The 20,773-nt window shown below is 72.1% G+C and carries 20 protein-coding genes; 8 read left to right on the top strand and 12 right to left on the bottom strand.

Annotated elements, in window-relative coordinates; genetic code table 11:
- Positions 1-346 precede the first annotated feature (346 nt).
- From ACWD0J_RS18130 to ACWD0J_RS18120, 3 genes are read left to right on the top strand one after another with little or no spacing between them, the layout of a single operon-like run.
- On the top strand, positions 347-1,729 hold the full coding sequence (locus tag ACWD0J_RS18130; RefSeq protein WP_451496802.1) for a ferredoxin reductase family protein: 1,383 nt from the start codon (positions 347-349) through the stop codon (positions 1,727-1,729).
- Positions 1,730-1,758: 29 nt separating this feature from the next.
- Complete coding sequence (locus ACWD0J_RS18125) at positions 1,759-2,865, top strand: FMN-binding protein (protein WP_451496801.1); 1,107 nt, start codon at positions 1,759-1,761, stop codon at positions 2,863-2,865.
- A gap of 55 nt (positions 2,866-2,920) precedes the next feature.
- Complete coding sequence (locus ACWD0J_RS18120; RefSeq protein WP_451496840.1) at positions 2,921-3,661, top strand: FAD:protein FMN transferase; 741 nt, start codon at positions 2,921-2,923, stop codon at positions 3,659-3,661.
- A 90-nt stretch (positions 3,662-3,751) separates the two neighbouring features.
- Here ACWD0J_RS18120 and ACWD0J_RS18115 read toward each other — a convergent pair whose 3' ends face one another.
- The 6 genes from ACWD0J_RS18115 to ACWD0J_RS18090 all read right to left on the bottom strand — a co-directional run bounded on the left by ACWD0J_RS18115 (position 3,752) and on the right by ACWD0J_RS18090 (position 11,352).
- Entirely contained in the window at positions 3,752-4,291 is a 540-nt protein-coding gene (locus ACWD0J_RS18115; protein ID WP_451496800.1) for an arginine repressor, read from the bottom strand.
- Positions 4,292-4,310: 19 nt separating this feature from the next.
- Complete coding sequence (locus ACWD0J_RS18110) at positions 4,311-5,498, bottom strand: acetylornithine transaminase (RefSeq protein WP_451496799.1); 1,188 nt, start codon at positions 5,496-5,498, stop codon at positions 4,311-4,313.
- Entirely contained in the window at positions 5,495-6,403 is a 909-nt protein-coding gene (gene argB / locus ACWD0J_RS18105) for an acetylglutamate kinase (RefSeq protein ID WP_451496798.1), read from the bottom strand. Before argB ends, ACWD0J_RS18110 begins: the two co-directional genes overlap by 4 nt.
- Positions 6,400-7,551, bottom strand: coding sequence for a bifunctional glutamate N-acetyltransferase/amino-acid acetyltransferase ArgJ (argJ, locus tag ACWD0J_RS18100; RefSeq protein WP_451496797.1), 1,152 nt, complete (start codon positions 7,549-7,551; stop codon positions 6,400-6,402). The genes argB and argJ overlap by 4 nt, the downstream gene beginning before the upstream one ends.
- A gap of 88 nt (positions 7,552-7,639) precedes the next feature.
- Entirely contained in the window at positions 7,640-8,668 is a 1,029-nt protein-coding gene (gene argC / locus ACWD0J_RS18095; protein ID WP_451496796.1) for an N-acetyl-gamma-glutamyl-phosphate reductase, read from the bottom strand.
- A 200-nt stretch (positions 8,669-8,868) separates the two neighbouring features.
- Complete coding sequence (locus ACWD0J_RS18090) at positions 8,869-11,352, bottom strand: alpha-L-arabinofuranosidase C-terminal domain-containing protein (protein ID WP_451496795.1); 2,484 nt, start codon at positions 11,350-11,352, stop codon at positions 8,869-8,871.
- A gap of 145 nt (positions 11,353-11,497) precedes the next feature.
- Here ACWD0J_RS18090 and ACWD0J_RS18085 point away from each other — a divergent pair, with 145 nt between their 5' ends.
- Positions 11,498-11,941: a DUF6314 family protein gene (locus ACWD0J_RS18085; RefSeq protein WP_451496794.1), complete on the top strand. Its 444-nt coding sequence runs from the start codon at positions 11,498-11,500 to the stop codon at positions 11,939-11,941.
- On the opposite strand, the gene ACWD0J_RS18080 is transcribed toward ACWD0J_RS18085, so the two are convergent.
- The 3 genes from ACWD0J_RS18080 to ACWD0J_RS18070 form a co-directional block, all read right to left on the bottom strand.
- Positions 11,923-12,516, bottom strand: coding sequence for a histidine phosphatase family protein (locus ACWD0J_RS18080; protein ID WP_451496793.1), 594 nt, complete (start codon positions 12,514-12,516; stop codon positions 11,923-11,925). The genes ACWD0J_RS18085 and ACWD0J_RS18080 overlap by 19 nt on opposite strands.
- A 101-nt stretch (positions 12,517-12,617) precedes the next feature.
- Positions 12,618-13,052: a GNAT family N-acetyltransferase gene (locus ACWD0J_RS18075; RefSeq protein WP_451496792.1), complete on the bottom strand. Its 435-nt coding sequence runs from the start codon at positions 13,050-13,052 to the stop codon at positions 12,618-12,620.
- Between the two features lie 94 nt (positions 13,053-13,146).
- The gene (locus ACWD0J_RS18070; RefSeq protein ID WP_451496791.1) at positions 13,147-14,628 is read right to left on the bottom strand and encodes an aminotransferase-like domain-containing protein; all 1,482 of its coding nucleotides are present in this window, start codon (positions 14,626-14,628) and stop codon (positions 13,147-13,149) included.
- Here ACWD0J_RS18070 and ACWD0J_RS18065 point away from each other — a divergent pair.
- Both ACWD0J_RS18065 and ACWD0J_RS18060 read left to right on the top strand, forming a co-directional pair.
- Complete coding sequence (locus ACWD0J_RS18065; protein WP_451496790.1) at positions 14,627-15,544, top strand: DMT family transporter; 918 nt, start codon at positions 14,627-14,629, stop codon at positions 15,542-15,544. The two genes, ACWD0J_RS18070 and ACWD0J_RS18065, sit on opposite strands and share 2 nt — an antisense overlap.
- A gap of 93 nt (positions 15,545-15,637) precedes the next feature.
- Positions 15,638-15,832, top strand: a complete 195-nt coding sequence (locus ACWD0J_RS18060; RefSeq protein WP_451496789.1) for a DUF1918 domain-containing protein — start codon at positions 15,638-15,640, stop codon at positions 15,830-15,832.
- Between the two features lies 1 nt (position 15,833).
- Here the strand turns inward: ACWD0J_RS18060 and ACWD0J_RS18055 are convergent, their stop codons facing one another.
- Positions 15,834-17,087, bottom strand: a complete 1,254-nt coding sequence (locus ACWD0J_RS18055; protein ID WP_451496788.1) for a glycoside hydrolase family 10 protein — start codon at positions 17,085-17,087, stop codon at positions 15,834-15,836.
- A gap of 171 nt (positions 17,088-17,258) precedes the next feature.
- Between ACWD0J_RS18055 and ACWD0J_RS18050 the strand changes: the two genes are divergently transcribed.
- Positions 17,259-18,119, top strand: coding sequence for a 3-hydroxybutyryl-CoA dehydrogenase (locus ACWD0J_RS18050; protein WP_451496787.1), 861 nt, complete (start codon positions 17,259-17,261; stop codon positions 18,117-18,119).
- Positions 18,120-18,344: 225 nt separating this feature from the next.
- The gene (locus ACWD0J_RS18045) at positions 18,345-18,602 is read left to right on the top strand and encodes a hypothetical protein (protein ID WP_451496786.1); all 258 of its coding nucleotides are present in this window, start codon (positions 18,345-18,347) and stop codon (positions 18,600-18,602) included.
- A gap of 31 nt (positions 18,603-18,633) precedes the next feature.
- Here ACWD0J_RS18045 and ACWD0J_RS18040 read toward each other — a convergent pair whose 3' ends face one another.
- Together ACWD0J_RS18040 and ACWD0J_RS18035 are read right to left on the bottom strand one after the other, a co-directional pair.
- Positions 18,634-19,179: an NUDIX hydrolase gene (locus tag ACWD0J_RS18040; RefSeq protein ID WP_451496785.1), complete on the bottom strand. Its 546-nt coding sequence runs from the start codon at positions 19,177-19,179 to the stop codon at positions 18,634-18,636.
- Positions 19,180-19,253: 74 nt separating this feature from the next.
- Positions 19,254-20,594 (bottom strand): transcriptional regulator, encoded by a 1,341-nt coding sequence (locus tag ACWD0J_RS18035; protein WP_451496784.1) that lies wholly within the window; start codon positions 20,592-20,594, stop codon positions 19,254-19,256.
- Between the last annotated feature and the right edge of the window lie 179 nt (positions 20,595-20,773).

Here is a 20,773-nt window from a genome sequence, read left to right as displayed (position 1 = left end):
AGTGGTGGGGCCGGTGAGCGCTGGGCCGGTGAGCGTGGGGTGAGCTGACGGTCCGGCCGGCGGCGACGGCGTCGTGGGGACGAGCCCGAACGGCTCGACCCCGCCGCCGTCGCCGCCGTGCTGTCCGCGTCCCACGCGTCCCCCCTTGTCCCAAGCGTCCCGCGCACGAGGGCGCAGGCCGGGGCGGACCGAAGGGGCGGGCCGAAAGGGCGGGCCGGGGATGGGTTACCGCCAGTCACCCCCGTGTGCACCGGACTCGGCGGGCGGCTGAACACACGGGCGTCGCGGCACGTATCTGTGGGCCAAGGGACCACGCCACCCCCCTTGCCCCGCTCCCGGAGGAACCGTGACCACGACGCTCGCAGGCGGCCGCGCCGCCCGCCGCCAGACGATGCGCCGCATCCGCCCGCGCCGCTCACCGGCGACCCTGCTGCTGCTCGCCGTGTGGGCGGGCGCGGCCGGCGTGTTGTGGCTGTGGTGGGCCAACACCCCCTCGATCAGCGACAACAACGGAAAGATCCTCAACGCGGGCCGGATCACGGGCCTGCTCGCCGGCTACCTGATGGCGCTCGTGGTGCTCCAGATGGCCCGGGTTCCCGCGCTGGAGCGCCGGGTGGGTTCCGACCGGGTGGCGCGCTGGCACGCGATGAGCGGCCGTTACACACTCTGTCTGACCGTCGCGCACGTCTTCCTGATCATGTGGGGCTACGCCCTCCAGGCCGGCAAGGGCCTCGGCGACATCGTCCAGCAGACCATGGACTCCATCAACCAGCTGCCCGACATGGGCAAGGCCGCCATCGGCACCGGCCTGCTGTTCGTCATCGGGCTGATCTCGATCGGCCCGGTCCGCCGCCTGATCCCGTACGACACCTGGTACCACGTGCACCTGCTGACGTACGCGGCGGTGTTCCTGACGTTCTGGCACCAGCTCACCACGGGCAACGAGTTCGCCGTCGAGCCCGCCGCGAAGACGGTCTGGTACGGGCTGTACTGCACGGTGACGGCACTGGTGATCTGGTACCGGATCCTCACCCCGATCCGGCTGAACCTGCGGCACCGGATGCGGGTCGAGGCGGTCATCGAGGAGACGCCGGGCATCGTCTCGGTGCTGATCGGCGGGCGGAAGCTGCACCGGATGGGCGCGGAGGCGGGCCAGTTCTTCCGCTGGCGGTTCCTGGCACCGGGCATGCGGTTCAGCTCGCACCCGTACTCGCTGTCGGCGGCGCCGCGCCCCGGCATGCTGCGGATCACGGTGAAGGCGATCGGCGACCACAGTGAGCGGCTGCGTGAGCTGACGCCCGGCACCCGGGTGTGGGCCGAGGGTCCGTACGGTGCGCTGACCGCCTCCCGGCGCAGTCGCGGCAAGGTGCTGCTGGTGGCGGGCGGCGTGGGGATCACCCCGATGCGGGCCCTGTTCGAGACGCTGCCCGGCGCGGCCGGCGACATCACCCTGCTCTACCGGGCCAACAGCACCCAGGACCTGGCGCTGTGGGACGAGCTGGCCGTGATCGCCGACGAGCGGGGAGCCCGGCTGATGTACGCGGTCAACAGCCCGGACGGGGAACGCCCCGACATCTCGGCGGAGCGGCTGCGGCAGAAGCTGCCGGACATCGAGGACCACGACGTGTTCCTGTGCGGGCCTCCCGGGTTCGCGCAGTCCGTCTACGAAGCACTGCGCGGCGCGGGTGTGCCCGCCCGCCGCATCCATCACGAGTCGTTCGAGATGTGAGCGACGGGATTTCAGGAGCTGTTGAAGCGATGAGGAAGAGTCACCCCGTCCGACGTGTCGTTCTCGCGAGCGCCGCCACCGTGTCCGGTGTCGTGCTGCTGCTGTCGCTGAAGCCGTCGTCCGACCCGGCCGCGGCGGCGGGCGGCGCGGCGTCCCCGCCGGCGGCGGGACAGGAGTCGGCCCAGGGCGGTGCCCAGGCCACCGCGTCCGGCACGTTCACCGGGGACGCGGCCAAGACCCAGTACGGCGCCGTCCAGGTCCGGATCACGGTCAGCGCCAACAAGATCACCAAGGCCGAGACGGTCCAGGCCCCCAAGGGCGGCCAGAGCGACCAGATCACCGCCAACGCCGTACCCAGGCTCAACCAGGCGGTGGTCGCCACGCAGAGTCCGGACATCGACACGGTGTCCGGGGCGACGTACACCAGCACCGGCTACCAGCAGTCCCTCCAGTCGGCCATCGACAAGGCGAACGCCTCGGCAGCGGCAGGGGGATCCGAGGACTCGGGCAGCGCCCAGGCCCGCACGGTCACCGGGGACGCGGCCAAGACCCAGTACGGCGCCGTCCAGGTCCGGATCACGGTCGCCGGCGGCAAGATCACCAAGGCCGAGACCGTCCAGGCCCCCAAGGGCGGCCAGAGCGACCAGATCACCGCCAGCGCGGTGCCCAAGCTCAACCAGGCGGCCGTGGCCGCGCAGAGCGCCGAGATCGACACGGTGTCCGGGGCGACGTACACCAGCACCGGCTACCGGCAGTCCCTCCAGTCGGCCATCGACAAGGCGGACGTCTCGGCGGAGGCGGGGTCCGCGGGGTCCCCGGCACCGGGCCAGGGCGCGGAGTCGGGCTCGGACGGCGCGCAGGCGGCCAAGACCGTCACCGGGGACGCGGCCCAGACGCAGTACGGCGCCGTCCAGGTCCGGATCACGGTCGCCGGCGGCAAGATCACCAAGGCGGAGACGGTCCAGGCCCCCAAGGGCGGCCAGAGCGACCAGATCACCGCCAACGCGGTGCCCAAGCTCAACCAGGCGGCCGTGGCCGCCGGCAGCGCGGACATCGACGCGGTCTCCGGCGCCACGTACACCAGCGCCGGCTACCGGCAGTCCCTCCAGTCGGCGCTGGACCAGGCCGGTGGCTGACACGGTGGCCGAATCGGCACAGGCTCCCGCCGCGGTACGTCATGCGGAGGAGGTCATGGGGACGGTCTTCTCCTTCGACGTCCGCGGCGGGGATCCCGATGCCGTAGGGACCGCGCTGAGGGAGGCGGTCGCCGGGCTGCACCGGGTCAACGAGGTGTTCACCACCTACCGCGACGACAGTCAGGTGTCCCGGCTGGCCCGCGGCGAGCTGACCGTCGAGGAGTGCGACCCGCTGGTCGCCGAGGTGCTCGGACTGGGCGCCGAGGCGGAACGGGCGAGCGACGGCTGGTTCAGCATGCGCTACGAGGGCCAACTCGACCCGACCGGCATCGTCAAGGGCTGGGCCGCGGAGCGGGCGGCACGGCGGATGGCGGAGGCCGCCGGGGTGAGCGGCGTCAGCGTCAACGGCGGCGGCGACGTACAGCTGTTGGGCGTACCCGGTCCGGCCAGGCCGTGGCGGGTCGGTGTCTCGGACCCGTTGCGTCCGGGCGGGCTGGCGGCGGTGATCTCGGCGGCGGGCGCGGCCGAACTGGCCGTCGCCACCTCCGGTACGGCCGAGCGCGGCACCCACATCGTCGACCCCCGCACGGGCCGCTCCGCGGTGACCGACCTGGTGGCCGTCACCGTCGTGGCACCGCATCTGACCTGGGCGGACTGCTGGGCCACCGCGGCGTTCGCGATGGGCTCACGGCAGGCCCTCGGCTGGCTGGAGTCCCTGCCGGACGTGGAGGCCCTGCTGATCACGGCGGGCGACGAGGTCCGCTGCACGAAAGGCTTGGCTGCCCGGCTCGGCTGAGCGGGACGGGACCTGCCGCCAGGGGCGCGGGGAACCGGGGCCGCACGCCGCCCCTCACCCGCGCCCGGCGCCCTTCCGTCGCCCCACCCCTCAGTGGCCGCTCTGCGCCAGCCTCAGCAAGTGATCGGCCAACGCCTGTCCGCCCGAGGGATCCCGGCTGATCAGCAGCAGCGTGTCGTCGCCCGCGATGGTCCCCAGGATGTCGTGCAGCTCGGCCTGGTCGATCGCCGAGGCCAGGAACTGGGCCGCTCCCGGCGGTGTGCGCAGGACCACGAGGTTCGCCGAGACCTCCGCGGAGATCAGCAGCTCCGCGGACAGCCGCCGCATCCGCTCCTCCTTCGCCGACCCGCCCAGCGGCGCCCGGGGCGTCCGGAAGCCCCCCTCGCTCGGCACCGCGTAGATCAGGTCGCCGTCGGTGTTGCGGATCTTCACCGCGTTCAGCTCGTCCAGGTCCCGGGAGAGCGTCGCCTGGGTGACGCTCAGCCCGTCGTCCGCGAGGAGCTTCGCCAACTGGCTCTGGCTGCGCACCGGTTGCCGGTTGAGGATGTCCACGATCCGGCGGTGCCGCGCGGTGCGGGTCTGCGGCACGGCAGGCCCGGCGGTCTGCTCGTGATCCTGCGCCTGGCTCATCGTCGTCTCATTCCCCGGGTCATCCGTCCCCCTTGGCCACGTCCAGGATGCCGGGCAGCGCCTGGAGCAGCGCGTCCGCCTCGTCGTCGCGGAGGTTCAGCGGCGGCATGAGCCGTACGACCTCGGGGGCGGGCGCGTTCACCAGGAACCCGGCGTCCTGAGCCGCCTGCTGCACCTTCGGCGCGAGCGGCTCGGTGAGCACGATACCCAGGAGGAGGCCGGCACCCCGGACGTGGTCGATCGCCGGATGGCCCAGCGCCTCGATCCCGTCGCGCAGCTTCTCGCTCTGCCGCTTCACGTTCTGCAGCAGCCCCTCGGCCGCGATGGTGTCGAGGACGGCGAGTCCGGCGGCGCAGGCGACCGGGTTGCCGCCGAAGGTCGTGCCGTGGTGGCCCGGTCCCAGCAGTTCCGCGGCCCGGCCGAAGGCGACGGTGGCGCCGAGCGGCAGGCCGCCGCCGAGTCCCTTGGCCAGGGTGACGACGTCCGGCAGGACGCCCTCGTGGGCCTGGTACTCGAACCAGTGCCCGGTCCGGCCGATCCCGGTCTGCACCTCGTCCAGCACCAGCAGCGAGCCGGTCGCCGCCGTGATCGCGCGGGCCGCCTTGAGGTAACCGGCCGGGGGCACCACCACCCCGTTCTCGCCCTGGACCGGCTCGATGATGACGAGCGCGGTGTCCTCGGTGACCGCGGCGGCCAGCGCCTGCGGGTCGCCGTACGGCACGTGGGTCACGTCACCGGGCAGCGGCAGGAAGGGGTCCCGCTTGCCCGGCTGGCCGGTCAGGGCGAGGGCGCCCATGGTCCGGCCGTGGAAGCCGCCGTCGGTGGCGACCATGTGGCCCCGCCCGGTCAGCCGGCCGATCTTGAACGCGCCCTCGTTGGCCTCGGCGCCCGAGTTGCAGAAGTACACCTTGCCGTCGCGGCCGAAGTGTTCGAGGAGCCGCTCGGCGAGCGCGACGGGCGGCTCGGCGATGAACAGGTTGGAGACGTGCCCGAGGGAGGCGATCTGCCCGCTGACGGCCTCGACGACCGCCGGGTGGGCGTGGCCGAGCGCGTTGACCGCGATGCCGCCGACGAAGTCGAGGTACTGCTTGCCGTCGGCGTCCCACAGCCTGGTGCCCTCGCCACGCACGAGGGGCAGCCGCGGCGTGCCGTAGTTGTTCATCAGCGCGCCCTGCCACCGCTGGGTGAGCTCGGCGTTCCCGGTCATGAGTCCCCCTCGTTGGTCGCGTCCGGCACGACCATCGTGCCGATGCCCTCGTCGGTGAAGATCTCCAGCAGGATCGAGTGCTGGACCCGGCCGTCGATGACGCGGGCGGTGGTGACGCCGTTGCGCACGGCGTGCAGACAGCCCTCCATCTTCGGCACCATGCCGGAGCTCAGGTCCGGCAGCAGCTTCTCCAGCTGGGAGGCGGTGAGGCGGCTGATCACCTCGTCGCTGCTCGGCCAGTCCTCGTAGAGGCCCTCGACGTCCGTGAGGACCATGAGGGTCTCGGCGCCCAGCGCAGCAGCGAGTGCCGCAGCCGCCGTATCAGCATTGACGTTGTAGACATGGTGGTCGTCCTGGCTCCGGGCGATCGACGAGATGACCGGGATACGGCCGTCCGCCAGCAGCGCCTCGATCGCGCCCGTGTCGATGTCGGTGATCTCGCCCACCCGCCCGATGTCGACCAGCTCCCCGTCGATCTCGGGCTGGTGCTTGACGGCGGTGAGGGTGTGGGCGTCCTCGCCGGTCAGCCCGACGGCCAGCGGGCCGTGCCGGTTGAGCAGGCCGACCAGCTCGCGCTGGACCTGTCCGGCCAGCACCATCCGTACGACGTCCATGGCGTCCTCGGTGGTGACGCGCAGGCCCGCCTTGAACTCGCTGACGATGCCGTGCTTGTCGAGGGCGGCGCTGATCTGCGGGCCGCCGCCGTGCACGACGACGGGCTTGAGGCCGGCCTGGTGCAGGAAGACGACGTCCTGGGCGAACGCGGCCTTGAGGTCCTCGTCGATCATGGCGTTGCCGCCGAACTTGATGACGACCGTCTTGCCGTTGTGCCGGACCAGCCAGGGCAGCGCCTCGATGAGGATCTGGGCCTTGGGCAGGGCGGTGTGTTTCCGCGTGGTGCTCATGAGGAGTAGGCGCTGTTCTCGTGGACGTAGTCGGCGGTCAGGTCGTTGGTCCAGATCGTGGCGGTCTCCGGTCCTGCCGCGAGGTCGGCGACGATGTGCACCTCGCGGTAGCGCATGTCGACCTTGTCGCGGTCCTCGCCGACACTGCCGTTCTTGCAGACCCAGACGCCGTTGATGGCGACGTTCAGCCGGTCCGGTTCGAAGGCGGCCCGGGTGGTGCCGATCGCCGAGAGCACCCGGCCCCAGTTGGGGTCCTCGCCGTGGATGGCGCACTTGAGGAGGTTGTTGCGGGCGATGGAGCGGCCCACCTCGACGGCGTCGTCCTCGGTCGCGGCGTTGATCACCTCGACCTTGATGTCCTTGCCGGCGCCCTCGGCGTCCCGGATCAGCTGCTGCCCGAGGTCGTCGCAGACCTGCCGGACGGCCTCGGCGAACTCCTCGTACGGCGGGGTGACCCCGCAGGCGCCGGAGGCCAGCAGCAGCACGGTGTCGTTGGTGGACATGCAGCCGTCGGAGTCGACGCGGTCGAAGGTGACCCTGGTGGCGGCGCGCAGGGCGCTGCCCAGGGTGGCGCTGTCGACGTCGGCGTCGGTGGTGAGGACGACGAGCATGGTGGCGAGGCCCGGGGCGAGCATGCCCGCGCCCTTGGCCATGCCGCCGACGGTCCAGCCGCCCCGGGTCACCACGGACGTCTTGTGGACGGTGTCGGTGGTCTTGATGGCGATGGCGGCCTTCTCGCCGCCGTGCTCGCTCAGCGCCCCGGCCGCCTTCTCGACGCCGGGCAGCACCTTGTCCATCGGGAGCAGGATGCCGATCAGTCCGGTGGAGGCGACGGCGACCTCTCCGGCGCCGAGGCCCAGCACCTGCGCCGCCTTCTCGGCGGTGGCGTGGGTGTCCTGGAAGCCCTTGGGTCCCGTACAGGCGTTGGCGCCCCCGGAGTTGAGGATCACGGCGGTCACCTGGCCGCTCTTGAGGACCTGCTCGGACCACAGGACCGGCGCGGCCTTGACGCGGTTGGAGGTGAAGACGCCGGCGGCGGCACGGCGGGGGCCGGTGTTGACCACGAGGGCCAGGTCCGGGTTGCCGTTCTCCTTGATCCCGGCGGCGATGCCCGCGGCCTGGAATCCCTTGGCTGCCGTGACGCTCACTGCATCTCCTCGTTCGCTTCTGCGCCCGTGCGGCGCAGCGGTGCGGCTTTCGTCGTCGTCCGCGGCCCGGTGGCCGCACGTGCGTCGCTCACGGTGCGACTCCGATCGTGGACAGACCGAGCTCCTCGGGCAGTCCGAGCGCGATGTTCATGCTCTGGACGGCACCGCCCGCGGTGCCCTTGGTCAGGTTGTCGATGGCGCTGATCGCGATGATGCGGCCCGCGGCGGCGTCGTACGCGACCTGCACCTGAACGGCGTTGGAACCGTGGACGGACGCCGTGGCCGGCCACTGGCCCTCGGGCAGCAGGTGCACGAAGGGCTCGTCGGCGAAGGCCTTTTCGTAGGCGGCGCGCACGCTCTCGGCGGTGACGCCGGGGCGCGCCTTGGCGGTGCAGGTGGCGAGGATGCCCCGGGGCATCGGCGCGAGGGTGGGCGTGAAGGAGACGCTCACGCGCTCGCCGGCGGCTCCGCTGAGGTTCTGGATCATCTCGGGTGTGTGCCGGTGCCCGCCGCCGACGCCGTACGGCGACATGGAGCCCATGACCTCGCTGCCCAGCAGGTGCGGCTTGGGGGCCTTGCCCGCGCCGGAGGTGCCGGACGCGGCGACGATCACGGCCTCCGCCTCGGCGAGTCCGGCGGCGTACGCCGGGAAGAGGGCGAGCGAGACGGCGGTCGGGTAGCAGCCGGGCACCGCGACCCGCCTGGACCCCTCCAGCGCGGCGCGGCCACCCGGAAGTTCGGGCAGGCCGTAGGGCCAGGTGCCGGCGTGCGGGGAGCCGTAGAAGGTCTCCCAGTCGGCCGGGTCCTTGAGCCGGAAGTCGGCGCCCATGTCGACGACGAGGACGTCCGGGCCGAGCTGCTCGGCGACGGCGGCGGACTGTCCGTGCGGCAGTGCGAGGAAGACGACGTCGTGTCCGGCGAGGACGTCGGCGGTGGTCTCCTCGAGCACCCGGCCGGCCAGCGGCAGCAGGTGCGGCTGGAGCGCGCCGAGCCGCTGACCCGCGTTGGAGTTGCCGGTCAGGGCACCGATCTCGACCTCGGGGTGCGCCAGGAGCAGCCGCAGGAGTTCCCCGCCCGCGTATCCGCTCGCTCCGGCCACTGCCGCACGTACCGCCATGGAATCCATCCTCCTCGTGATGGCATGACTATACGTTTCGCTGCACGTTTATGCAATCTCGTTCATCGGGGCCATGATCTTCCTACCCTCGCCCGGCCCTCTTCATGACCGTACGCAGGAGGCCTGCGGCGACCGGGCCCGCAGGCGAGGACACGCGCGCGTGGGCCGCCGCCACCGGGGACAGCGGCCCACGCCGGGGGCTACCTCTGCTTGATCCGCAGGAAGGTGACCGAGTTCGCCGGGAACGTGTACGTGAACTCGGCGGCGACTCCCCGGACGGTGGACGACACCGGTGCCACCGCCGTCGCGGTCTCCGTGTTCACCGCGTCCGGGGCGGCGGCCAGGGTGGTGACCTTCGCCGTGGACGCGACCTTCGCGCCGCCCAGGTCGATCGCCGTGCGGGCCGCCGAGGACTGGGCGTTGACGACCTTGACGATCAGGTCACCGGTCTTCTTGTCCTCGGTGACGACCTGCCGGAACGGCTCGGCCGGCCTGTCGTCGGTGAAGCTGCCCCACTCCTGGCCGTCGAGGAGGAGGGTGACCTGCCGGCCCCGCACCTTGATGTCGATGTCGTAGGCGCGGCCCGTCTCGATCGACCCGGCCTTGGAGATCAGCGTCGACTTGCCGCCGTCCACGGCCTGCTCGACGGCGGACTGGGTGTTGTTCCAGCCGCCGAGGTTCCACCAGTAGTAGTTGCCGGTGTCCTTCACCCCGAAGGCGACGAGGAAGCCCTCCTTGCCGGACTTCTTGGTGGCCTTCACGTGCAGGTCGTAGTCGTGCCAGGACGGGTCGCCGGCCGAGACCATGGTGTTCTCGGCGGCCACGTCGGTCTGCACGTACTGCCCGTCCTGGACGCTCCAGCTGCCACCCCCGGAGTGGGTCCACCGCGAGGCGTCACCGCCGAAGTCGTCGCCGAACAGGGGCGTACCGTCCGCGCCCGTCACCGTCACGTCGTCGTACGCCGCCGTCGTCGCCCACGTCGACAGCCCCACGGCGCCGGTGATCGGACCCAGCAGCGACGGTGTGCCGGTGGCCTCGGAGGGCACCACCCGGTCGCCGACGTTGGTCATGAACAGCTTCTGGACCTCGTAGTTGGCGGAGTTCCAGGAGGCGTGGTTGTTGAACCACACCATGTCCGGGCTCCACTGCACGTAGTCCTCGTTGGCGAGCAGCGGGGCGTACGAGGCGAGTTTGACGATGTCCGCGTTGCGCTCCAGGCCGGTCATGAACGCGGCTTCGGCGAGGCCGTTCTTGAAGGCGTTGCCCTGGGAGGCGTACTCGCCGAGGAAGACCTTCGGGCCGCCGCGGTCGTAGGAGTCGTAGCGGTCGTTGTTCTGCAGGAACCACTGCGGGCTGTTGTAGTAGTGCTCGTCGACCATGGCGACGTCCGCGTCCCGGTTGAGCTGCCAGGCCGTGTCGAAGGTCGCACCGGTGTCGTCCGGCCCCGAGTTGGAGACGACCGTGATGTCCGGGTACTTCGCCTCGATGGCGGCGCGGAACTGCTTGAACCGGGCCATGAACTCGACGGGGAGGTTCTCCTCGTTGCCGACCCCGATGTGGGTGAGGCGGAAGGGCTTGGGGTGCCCCATCTCGGCGCGCTTCTTGCCCCAGGTCGAGGTCGCCGGTCCGTTGGCGAACTCGATGAGGTCGAGGGCGTCCTGGATGTGCCGCTTGAGCAGCGCCTCGTCGTCGGTGGCCTTGTTCTGGCCGCAGCCGGTCACCAGGGCCGGCACCACGGGCAGCGGCATCGCGCCGACGTCCTCGGCGAAGCGGAAGTACTCGTAGTAGCCGAGGCCGTAACTCTGGTTGTAGCCCCAGAAGTTGGCGTTGGTGGCGCGCTCCTCCACCGGCCCGATGGTGTCCTTCCACTGGTAGGCGCGCTTGCGCTGGTAGCCGGAGGCCTCGCTGTAGTCCTCCATCGAGCCGGTGTTGACCAGGCAGCCGCCGGGGAAGCGCAGGAAGCCCGGGTGCAGCGCGGCGACCTTCTCGGCCAGGTCCTTGCGCAGGCCGTTCGGCTGGTGCTTGTAGGTGTCGCGCGGGAAGAGGGACACCATGTCCAGCGCCGCGCCGGCCGAGGAGGCGACGGTGAGGCGGCCGGCGGAGCTGGTGCGGGTCGCGGTGAGGGTGGCGGTGTACTTGGCCCAGCCGCTCTTGCGCACGGCCACCCGGCGGGCGGTGGCCAGGGTGCCGTCGGCGTCCTGGAGGGTGACGGTGAGGGCGGTGCCGCCGGCGGCGCGGGCCCATACCGAGAAGTCGTACTTCTTGCCCTCGTCCACGTGGACGCCGGTGTTGTAGCCGGCGTTGGTGACGGACGAACCGGCCGCCACGGAGAGGTAGTTGCGGTTGCGGTCGTTGAGCCGGCCGGCGTCGTCCACGACCTGCGCGGTGCCCTCGACCGACCACGAGGTGAGGGGCGTGTACGAGGCGTTGTCGGCGGTGGAGTACTCGAAGGACCGGTTCTGCACGAGCTCGGCGTACAGACCGCCGTCCGCTGCCCGGTTGATGTCCTCGAAGAAGACGCCGTACATCGTGTCGTCGATCTTCGCGCCCCGGGCGGTGGGATCGACGGTGATCGCGTAGTCGGTGACGTCCTCGGCGTGGGCGGGTGCCGGGACGAGGCCGGCCGCCGCCAGGAAGGCGGTGGCCGTGAGACCGAGTCTCCAGCGGGAGCGGGTGCGTGACATGGATACTCCGCGGCTCGAAAAGGAAGGGAGGTGCGACTGTTCGAAATATCAGACGATGATCAGCACTTCGAACGGCAAGATAGGGAGGGGGCGGGGACGCGTCAATGGGTCGCGCAACAACGGACGGGACGGGGAGCGGAGCGGGATGGGCGAGTTCTGGCCAGTAGCGGACGTACTGGCGTACCTGTCCGGGAGCTGGCGGGTGCGGCGGTCGGTGCGGGACCTGGCGAGCGGCGACGAGGGCCGCTTCACCGGTACGACGACTTTCGGCCCGCTGGAGGAGGACGGGTTGCTGCACCACGAGTCCGGCACGTTCGTCTGGCAGGGCGTTCCCCGTCCCGCCGAGCGGACTCTGCGCTTCCTGGCGAGCGACCGGCCCAGCAGGGCGGAGGTGCGGTTCGCCGACGGCCGTCCCTTCCACGACCTCGACCTGGCCCGCGGGCACCACGTCGCCGGCCACCCCTGCGCGGCCGACCTCTACCGGGGCGAGTTCACCGTCCGCGACCGGGACCACTGGCGGACCGTGTGGCGGGTGCGCGGCCCCGCCAAGGACCTCGTGCTGACCACCGACTACGTCCGCGGCGGCTGAGCGGTCCCGCCGTCGAAGCGGAGGCTCCAGCGCCCGGCCCGGCCCGTGACGACGGCCGCCGACAGGGGCCGGACGTCGATGTTCCAGTAGGTCGAGGGCGGCGCGCCGAGGACGTGCACGAGAGCGGCGCGGATCACCGAGGGTTCGGCCACGGCGACGATCCGGCCGCCGTCCTCGACGGGCCGGGTGTCGAGCCAGTTCCCGACCCGCGAGACGAAGTCCAATAGCGACTCGCCGCCGTGCGGGGTGGCCCGCGGGTCGGTGAGCCAGGTGTCCACGGCCTGCGGCTCGCGCGCCATCGCCTCACCGAGGGTCAGCCCGCGCCAGCGCCCCATGTCACAGTCCCGCAGGGCCAGTTGCACGAGCGGCGCATAGCCGAGCGCCTCCCCGGTGACGCGGCTGCGCGGGGCCGGCGAGCAGTAGCGCAGCTCGGCCGCCGCGAGCGGGACCAGATCGTGGGCGACGCGCTGCACCTCGTCCCAGCCGGCCTGGTCCAGCGGACGGTCGTCCTCGAAGCGCTCGGCGAGCAGCGGGGAGCTGCGCGCGGCGGCGACGAACGTGACCCGTAGTTGCATGCGGCGATCGTGAGACGCGGAAGTCCGCAGGTCAAGAGGTGTTACCGGGGAGTTATCCGAGCGGGCCGGCTAGAAGGCCGATGAAGATCTTGGTGAGCCTTCTAGAGGACCAGCGTCATCCACTGGTCCGGCTTCGCCAGCGGCGCGAACCCGAGCCTGTCGTACACCCCGTGGGCGTCGTGCGTGGCGAGCAGGATCCGCCGCAGCCCGTACGGCCGCAGGTGATCGCACACCGCCCCGGCCAACGCGGTACCGATCCCCTTGCCCCGCACCGACCGGTCGACGTACACGTCACACAGCCACGCGAAGGTGGCCCGGTCCGTGACGACCCGGGCATAGGCCACCTGCTCCCCCGAGACCGTCTCGTACACCCCGAAGTTGAGCGACCCCTCGATCGCCCGGTCCTGCTTCTCCCGCGGACGCCCGAGCGCCCAGTACGCGTCGGTGGACAGCCACCGGTGCACCCGCTCGGCGTCGACGCGGTCGGGGTCGGTGGAGATCTCGTAGCCCTCGGCGAGGCTCGGGGTGTCGATCATGCGGGGAGGTTCGCAGGCCCATGACGACCGCGTCGAGCGATTATCCCCGGCTGGCGGCCGCGCCGCCGGCCCCCCGCGGCACGGCGCCCCTGCGTCACAGCACCTCGTCACAGGCCGCGCGGAGTCTGCGTACCCCCTCCGTGATCTCCCCCGCGCCCGCGACCGCCGCGAAGCTCAACCGGACGTGGCCGGCCGGGGGTTCGGCGCTGAAGTACGGGCGACCGGGGGTGACGGCGACGCCCGCGCGCAGGGCGGCGGCCGTCAGGGCGGGCTCTCCCCCCGAGCCGAGAGCCTGGGAGGTGCCTCTGGTGCCCCTGGTGCTGTCGGGCAGGCGGAGCCAGAGGTGGTAGCCGCCCGAGGGGATGTGCGGGAGGGAGAGTTCGGGGAGGTGGAGCCGCAGGGCCGCCGTCATGACGTCGCGCCGGGCCCTCAACTCCGCCGAGACGGCCCGCAGATGGCGGGGCCAGGCGGGCGAGCCGATCAGTTCGAGTGCCGCCTCCTGCAGCGGCCGGGGGACGAAGAAGGTGTCGACGACCTGGATGGCGCGCAGCCGCTCCAGCACCGGGCCGCGCGCGGCGAGCGCGCTGACCCGGAAGCTCGGCGAGGTCGCCTTGGTGAGCGAGCCGACGTGGACGACGACGCCGTCGGGGTCGTCGGCGGCGAGCGGGCGCGGCAGCGGTCCGGCGTCCTCGTGCACGAGCCGCCGGACGAAGTCGTCCTCGACGACGAAGGCGCCGGCCTCGCGTGCGATGCCGAGCACCTCGCCCCGCCGCTCGGGGGCGAGCACCGCGCCGGTCGGGTTCTGGAACAGCGGCTGGCAGACGAAGAGGCGGGCCCCGGTGGCCCGGAACGCGTCGGCGAGCAGGGCCGGCCGTACGCCGTCGGCGTCCACCGGCACCGGAACGGGCCGAAGCCCCGCCGCCCGTGCGATCGCCAGCATGCCCGGGTAGGTCGGCGACTCGACGAGTACCGGCGCGCCCGGCGGGGCGAGTGCGCGCAGGGCGGTGGTCAGCGCGGACTGGCCGCCCGAGGTGATCAGCACCTCCGCGGCGGTGATGCTCCCGCCGGGCCCGCCGATGCCGCGCGCGAACCACTCCCGCAGCTCCGGCAGCCCTTCCGTGGGCGGCCGTCCCCACGCGCCGGGCCGGCGTCCCGCGCGGGCCAGGGCCGCCGACATCGCCCGCTCCGGTTGCAGCGAGGGGTGCAGATAGCCGCCGTTGAACTCGATCACGCCGGGCGGCGGAGCGGCCAGCGAGACCAGGACGCCGGACGCGTCCACCGACCGCGGTACGAGGTCGGCGGCGCCGTCCGCGCTCAGTGCCACCTCCTGCCAGGAGGTGTCCCCGGCCGTAGCGACGGAGGTCCGCGCCGGGGCGCGGAAGGCGCCGGCGCCGGGCCGGGTGACGACCAGGCCCTCGGCGGCCAGCTGCGCGAGGGCCCGCGAGACGGTCACCGGGCTCACCCGGTACCGCTCGACGATGGTCCGGCTCGACGGCAGCTTTCCACCAGGAGAGTAGCGGTCCAGCTCCCTTCGGAGCCGTTCCACCAGATCACCGACGCTGCTACGCTCATGCATGAGAGCACAGAGTAGCGCTACCGCACCGACCCGGATAGCGGTCACCACCCCGGCCGGACCCGCCGCCACCGGCACCCTGCTGGCCGGCCTCGGCGTCGTCGCCTTCTCCCTCACCTTCCCCGCCACCGCCTGGGGCCTGGAGGGATTCGGGCCCTGGACGCTCGTCGCCGTGCGCAGTGTGCTCGCGGCCCTGATCGCGGGCGGGTGTCTGCTGGTCCTGCGCGTTCCGCCGCCCGGCCGCCGGCACTGGCCGGGGCTCGCGGTGGTCGCCGCCGGGGTGGTCGTGGGCTTCCCGCTGCTGACCACGCTGGCGTTGCGGACGTCCACCACCGCGCACGCCGCCGTCGTGGTCGGCCTGCTCCCGCTGACCACCGCGCTCCTGTCCGCGCTGCGGGTCGGCACCCGCCCCTCCCGCGCCTTCTGGGCGGCGGCGCTCGCGGGCGCGGCCGCGGTGGCCGCCTTCACCGTGCAGCAGAGCGGCGGCGCCCTCACGTCCGCCGACCTGTATCTGTTCGCCGCGCTGCTGGTGTGCGCGGCCGGCTACACCGAGGGCGGCCGGCTGGCCCGGGTCATGCCGGGCTGGCAGGTGATCGGCTGGGCCCTGGTGCTGTGTCTGCCGCTCGCCGTGCCCGCCGCCGCGGTGGCCCTGGCGTCCGAGCCGGTCCGGCTGACCGCGCACAGCGTGGCCGGGCTGCTGTGGGTGGCGGCAGGCTCGCAGTTCCTCGGCCTGATCCTCTGGTACCGCGGCATGGCGGCCATCGGCATCCCCCGGGCCAGCCAGTTGCAGTTGGCCCAGCCGCTGCTCACACTGGTGTGGTCGGTGCTGCTGCTGGGCGAGCACCTGACGGTGGCCGCCCCGCTGACGGCCGCGGCGGTGCTGGTGTGCATCGCCGTCACCCAGCGGGCGCGGAGCTGAGCGGCGCGCACGCGCCGGTTCCAACCGGGCCCCCGCGCCGTAGACTCGGGGCCACGGACCGCTGCTCCCGGACTTGGTGAGGAGGCCCGACAGATGCGTGCAACCGTGGGCGACCAGATCGTCCAGCACGGCAGGGTGGTCGGACAGCACGACAAGGTCGGCGAGATCGTCGAAGTGATGGGCCGGGAGGGCAACCCGCCGTACCGCGTCCGCTTCGAGGACGGCCACGAGGGTGTGTGCTCGCCGGGTCCCGACACCGAGATCCGGCACCGGGAAACCCGCGGGTGAGTCAGCGCGGGGGCGTCGCCGGCCGCTGGTAGTGGTCGGTGACCACCCGCGCCATCGCCCCGGTCCGGTCCGCCGCCACCTCCTTGGCGGCGAAGAAGACGTGCCCGCGCACCTGCGGATGGTCCCGGGCCAGCGTGAGGTGCCGGGACAGCTCGGCCGGGTCCTGCCAGGCCGCGGGCTGCGCGGGATCCCCGGCCTTGTAGAGCGCCTCGCCCGCGTACAGCTCCGTCCTGCTGCCCCGGGCCACCCGCGCCCACCAGGACAGCAGCTCGGCGTAGTCGGCGGCGGCGAAGCCGATGTTCCAGTAGAGCTGCGGGACGATGTAGTCGACCCAGCCCTCACGGACCCACGTGCGCGTGTCCGCGTGCAGATCGTCGTACGTCTGGACGCCCGCCCGGGTGTCCGAGCCGAGCGGGTCGGTGGCGGCGTTGCGCCACACCCCGAAGGGGCTGACCCCGAAGCGGGTGGTGGGGCGGGCCGCCTTCACCCGGGCCGCCGTCTCCCGCACCAGCCGGTCGATGTTGTCGCGCCGCCAGGCGGCCCGGTCCGGGAAACCGCCGCCGTGACGCTCGTAGGCGGCGGCGTCGTCGAAGCTCCGGCCCGCCACCGGGTACGGATAGAAGTAGTCGTCGAAGTGCACGGCGTCCACCGGATACCGGTGCACCGCGTCCAGCATCGCGTCCTGCACGAAGGCGCGGACCTCGGGCAGCCCGGGGTTGTAGTAGAGCTTCCCGCCGTACGCCACCACCCAGTCCGGGTTCCGGCGGGCGGGATGGGAGGCGACGAGCCTGGTGGGATCCGTGTGATTCGCGACGCGGTACGGGTTGAACCAGGCGTGCAGGGCCAGCCCCCGTGCGTGCGCCTCCTCGACGGCCGTGCCGAGCGGGTCCCAGCCCGGGTCCCCGCCCTGGGTGCCGGTGAGGTACTGCGACCACGGCTCGTACGGCGAGGGCCACAGCGCGTCGGCGGTCGGACGCACCTGGAAGATCACGGTGTTCAGGCGGCGGCGCACCGCCGTGTCCAGGTGGGCGATGAGCTCGGCGCGCTGCCGGTCCGCCGACAGCCCCGGCTTCGAGGGCCAGTCGCGGTTGCTCACCGTCGCCAGCCACACGCCCCGCATCTCACCGCCGGCCCGCCGCCGCTGCGGCATGGCCGCCGCACCCGAGGCCGAGGCCGCACCCGAGGCCGCTCCCGAGGCCGACGTGAGCAGCGACAGCGCCGCCAGCGCGAACGCCCGCCGTGACAGTCGTCCCATCCGCACACCCCTTCACACGGTGGATCCGCCCGGTCACGGATCGTCTTCGCGCCCCAGGATGCCCGACCCGGACGATCGATCATCGCTACTTCGGGGTAACGTGCACGATCGGAGCAGGCAACGGACCGCGGGGGCCGCCTGCGACAGCCGTAGATCAGCGAAAGGGACGATGTGACCGACATCGAGCGGGTCGGAGTCGTGGGCTGCGGCCAGATGGGAGCGGGCATCGCCGAGGTGTGCGCCCGCGCCGGCCTGGACGTCAAGGTCGCCGAGACCACCGGCGAGGCCCTGGAGATCGGCCGGACCCGGCTGTTCAACTCCCTGTCGAAGGCGGCCGAGCGCGGCAAGATCGGCGCCGGGGAACTCGACGCGACGCAGGCCCGGCTCAGCTTCACCACCGACCTCGGCGAGTTCGCGGACCGTGACCTGGTGATCGAGGCGGTCGTCGAGAACGAGCAGGTCAAGACCGAGATCTTCCAGGTGCTCGACCAGGTCGTGACCCGGCCGGACGCCATCCTCGCCTCCAACACCTCCTCGATCCCGCTGGTGCGGCTCGCGGTCGCCACCGCGCGGCCCGACCACGTCATCGGCATCCACTTCTTCAACCCGGCCCCCGTGCAGAGGCTGGTCGAGCTGATCCCGGCACTCACCACCTCCGAGGGCACGCTCGGCCGGGCCCAGGTCTTCACCGAGAAGGTGCTCGGCAAGCACGCCATCCGCGCCCAGGACCGCTCGGGCTTCGTGGTGAACGCGCTGCTGATCCCGTATCTCCTCTCCGCCATCCGGATGTTCGAGTCGGGCATCGCCAGCCGCGAGGACATCGACAACGGCATGGAGCTGGGCTGCGCCCACCCGATGGGCCCGCTGAAGCTGTCCGACCTGATCGGCCTGGATACCGTCGCCTCGGTCGCGTACTCGATGTACGAGGAGTACAAGGAGCCGCTGTACGCCGCTCCCCCGCTGCTCCAGCGCATGGTCGACGCGGGCCGGCTGGGCCGGAAGTCCGGTTCGGGGTTCTACACGTACGCCTGAGACACCTGCGGTCGGCGTGCACCGTGCCCGTGACAGGGTGCCGATCACACAGTGCGACATCCAGGGGCCCGGCACTCTTCGGAGCGCCGGGCCCGTCGCATTCACACACCGTGTGCGCGCCGGGCTCGCATATGCCCTTCGCACACTCTCCCCACGCGCCCACCAGGCGAGTTGACTCTTCATGCGCATGCAAGGGATGTGATGACTACGGAAAGGAGCGGACTCGTGACCGTCGACCCCGAGCATCCCGTGGTCCAAGGAGAACTCGCAGAGTTACGCCGCCGCCTCGACGTCGCCTACGCGCGCGTCGAGGGAGGGCTGGCCCTGCTCACTCACCGGACCGAGGAGACCGACAAGGAACTCGACGACCTGGCCGCCCGGATCGTCGCCCTGGAGCACGCCCGCTGGCCGCTGCCCGCGGTGGCGGTGCTCACCGCCGTGGGCGCGCTCGTCGTGACGATCTGGCAGGCCCTGGGTCACTAGGGGGCGTCGGCACCAGGACGCGGTGGGGGATTCAGGGCCTGGCGTCCTGACCGAGCCTGAGGTGATGCAGCAGCAGTAACGCGGCCGCCATGTTGGCGGCCGGGACCTCACCGCGGGCGACCATGTCGGGAACGAGCTTGAGGGGGACCCATTCCCGGCGGTCCGACTCGAAGTCGTCCACGGGGTGCCCGATGTACTCACCCCCGTCCGCCCAGAAGACGTGGTGCCGGGCGTCGGTGAGGCCGTTGGACGGCTCCACGCTCACCAGGTGGCGCAGGGGTCCCGGCCGCCAGCCGGTCTCCTCCTCCAGTTCCCTGGCGGCCGCGCGCGCGATGTCCTCGCCGTCCTCGACGACGCCGGCCGCGAGTTCCCAGCCCCAGCTGTCGGTGATGAAACGGTGGCGCCACAGGAGGAGTACTTCGTTGGCCTCGTTCACCACCGTGGCCACGGCGACGGGCCGCAGCCGTATGAGGAAGTGGTCCAGGTGCCGGCCGTCGGGCAGCTCCACATCTGCCAGGTTGACGGTGAACCAGCGGTTTTCATACACAGTTTGTTCGTTCTGTTTCGTCCACTGCACGGTTCTGCCACCTTCCGTCGAGTAAGTGGCAATATCGCAGCAGGAACGAGGGGTGTCGGTGCTCGTGTGCCGGTCTACAGCGGTACGCGCAGTGCCCCGTCGATGAGTTCGGCCGCCTCGGCCGTGCCCGCACGGCCGCTGCGCACCAGGTGGTCGCGCACCGCCCGGAGTCTGTCGCGCAGCCGCTGGGACTCCATCCCGCGGGCCTGTTCGGCCATCTGCACCGCGATGGCCACCGCCTTGTCGGTGTTGCCCTGGCGCAGCTCGATCGTGCTGAGCATGGCCAGCCGGTGCACCCGGCCCCGGTCATGGGCGGGATTGTCCACGGCCGCCGCCGCGTGCTCCCGCGCCGCCGCCAGTTCGCCGAGGCTGAGCAGCGCCTCCGCCACCTGGACGTTGACCAGTCCCGGCTGGACATAGCCGGTCTCATCGGGTTCGTATCCGCGCCGGATGCGTTCGGCGGCCTGCTCGGCCCGACGGATGCAGGACAGCGCGCTCGTGCCGTCGCCGAGGTGGGCGTACGCCTTCGCCTGCATCGCGTACAGGTCGGAGGCGAGCGCCGGGGTGATGTGCGTGCCCGCCGCGCGCAGCGCCGCTTCCGCGAAGGCCACGGCCTGCCGGTACTCCCGCATGAACAGCGACTGGTTGACCAGCAGCGCGATCACATAGGCGCCCAGACCCCGGTCCCCGCTGGCCTTCGCCAGCCGGAGGGCCTGGTGGAAGTAGCGCTGGGCGAGCCCGTGCGCGTCGGAGTCGTACGCGCAGATCCCGGCCACCGCGACCAGTCCGCCCGTGGCCCGGTGCAGCTGGCGGCCCGTCTCGTCGGTGTAGCTGCCGCGCAGCAGCGGGGCGGCCTCGGCGTTGAGGAAGCCGACGATCCGGGAGCGGGTCGCTATGCCGCCGGCCTTGCGGTACATCTGCTCGTAGTGGGCGCGGGCCGCGCGCAGCATCTCGATGTCCGTGGAGGTGACCCGGTGCCGGCCGCCCCGCGAGACGTCGACGTCCTCGGGCGGATTCTCCCATTCCCACACGGGCATGACGGCGGGCGTGCCGGTGACCGCTGGCGCGCCCAGGACGTGCGGGCGCTGCTGCTCGTCGCAGCGCCACAGGGCGGTGGCCCGTTCGACGAAGCCGGACAGGGAGGTGCCGTGCGGGGTGGCGGGTTCGCCGGGGACGCCGAGGCCGATGTCGTCGAGGGTGACGGGGCGTTGCAGCCGGGCGGCGAGCACCTCGCAGATCAGGTCGGGCACCTGCCCTCGGGGGCGCTGCCCCTTCAACCACCGTGCGACTGCGGTGTGTTCATAGCGGAGGGCGAGGCCGCGCGCCCGGCCCGCCTGGTTCACATGGGCGGCGAGGCCCGCGTGCGAGATCCCGGCTTCGTCCAGGATCGCGTCGAGCAGAGTGTTGGGCTGCATGGGAGGCCCCCCGGTGACTCGGTGCCGTCAGAGTAGTGGTTCCGCCTTCGCACGGGGTGTGAACGGAGTACTCGAATCCGCACCGTGTGCGCACTGTCGCGGAGAGTTTCCGGCCGGTTGACTGAAATGCCTCGCAAGAGGCCGGCCGGGCCGCCGGCTCCCCCTCGTACAGTGCGGCG

This window comes from Streptomyces sp. NPDC003011, assembly GCF_053591515.1.
Note: the sequence above shows the minus strand (reverse complement) of the source record. Positions and strands in the feature narration are given on the sequence as shown.

Coding starts and splice junctions, on each gene's coding strand:
- ACWD0J_RS18125 (WP_451496801.1), top strand. CDS start 1,759: ATGAGGAAGAGTCACCCCGTCCGACGTGTCGTTCTCGCGAGCGCCGCC.
- ACWD0J_RS18120 (WP_451496840.1), top strand. CDS start 2,921: ATGGGGACGGTCTTCTCCTTCGACGTCCGCGGCGGGGATCCCGATGCC.
- ACWD0J_RS18115 (WP_451496800.1), bottom strand. CDS start 4,291: ATGAGCCAGGCGCAGGATCACGAGCAGACCGCCGGGCCTGCCGTGCCG.
- ACWD0J_RS18110 (WP_451496799.1), bottom strand. CDS start 5,498: ATGACCGGGAACGCCGAGCTCACCCAGCGGTGGCAGGGCGCGCTGATG.
- argB (WP_451496798.1), bottom strand. CDS start 6,403: ATGAGCACCACGCGGAAACACACCGCCCTGCCCAAGGCCCAGATCCTC.
- argC (WP_451496796.1), bottom strand. CDS start 8,668: ATGGCGGTACGTGCGGCAGTGGCCGGAGCGAGCGGATACGCGGGCGGG.
- ACWD0J_RS18090 (WP_451496795.1), bottom strand. CDS start 11,352: ATGTCACGCACCCGCTCCCGCTGGAGACTCGGTCTCACGGCCACCGCC.
- ACWD0J_RS18085 (WP_451496794.1), top strand. CDS start 11,498: ATGGGCGAGTTCTGGCCAGTAGCGGACGTACTGGCGTACCTGTCCGGG.
- ACWD0J_RS18080 (WP_451496793.1), bottom strand. CDS start 12,516: ATGCAACTACGGGTCACGTTCGTCGCCGCCGCGCGCAGCTCCCCGCTG.
- ACWD0J_RS18075 (WP_451496792.1), bottom strand. CDS start 13,052: ATGATCGACACCCCGAGCCTCGCCGAGGGCTACGAGATCTCCACCGAC.
- ACWD0J_RS18065 (WP_451496790.1), top strand. CDS start 14,627: ATGAGAGCACAGAGTAGCGCTACCGCACCGACCCGGATAGCGGTCACC.
- ACWD0J_RS18070 (WP_451496791.1), bottom strand. CDS start 14,628: ATGCATGAGCGTAGCAGCGTCGGTGATCTGGTGGAACGGCTCCGAAGG.
- ACWD0J_RS18060 (WP_451496789.1), top strand. CDS start 15,638: ATGCGTGCAACCGTGGGCGACCAGATCGTCCAGCACGGCAGGGTGGTC.
- ACWD0J_RS18055 (WP_451496788.1), bottom strand. CDS start 17,087: ATGGGACGACTGTCACGGCGGGCGTTCGCGCTGGCGGCGCTGTCGCTG.
- ACWD0J_RS18035 (WP_451496784.1), bottom strand. CDS start 20,594: ATGCAGCCCAACACTCTGCTCGACGCGATCCTGGACGAAGCCGGGATC.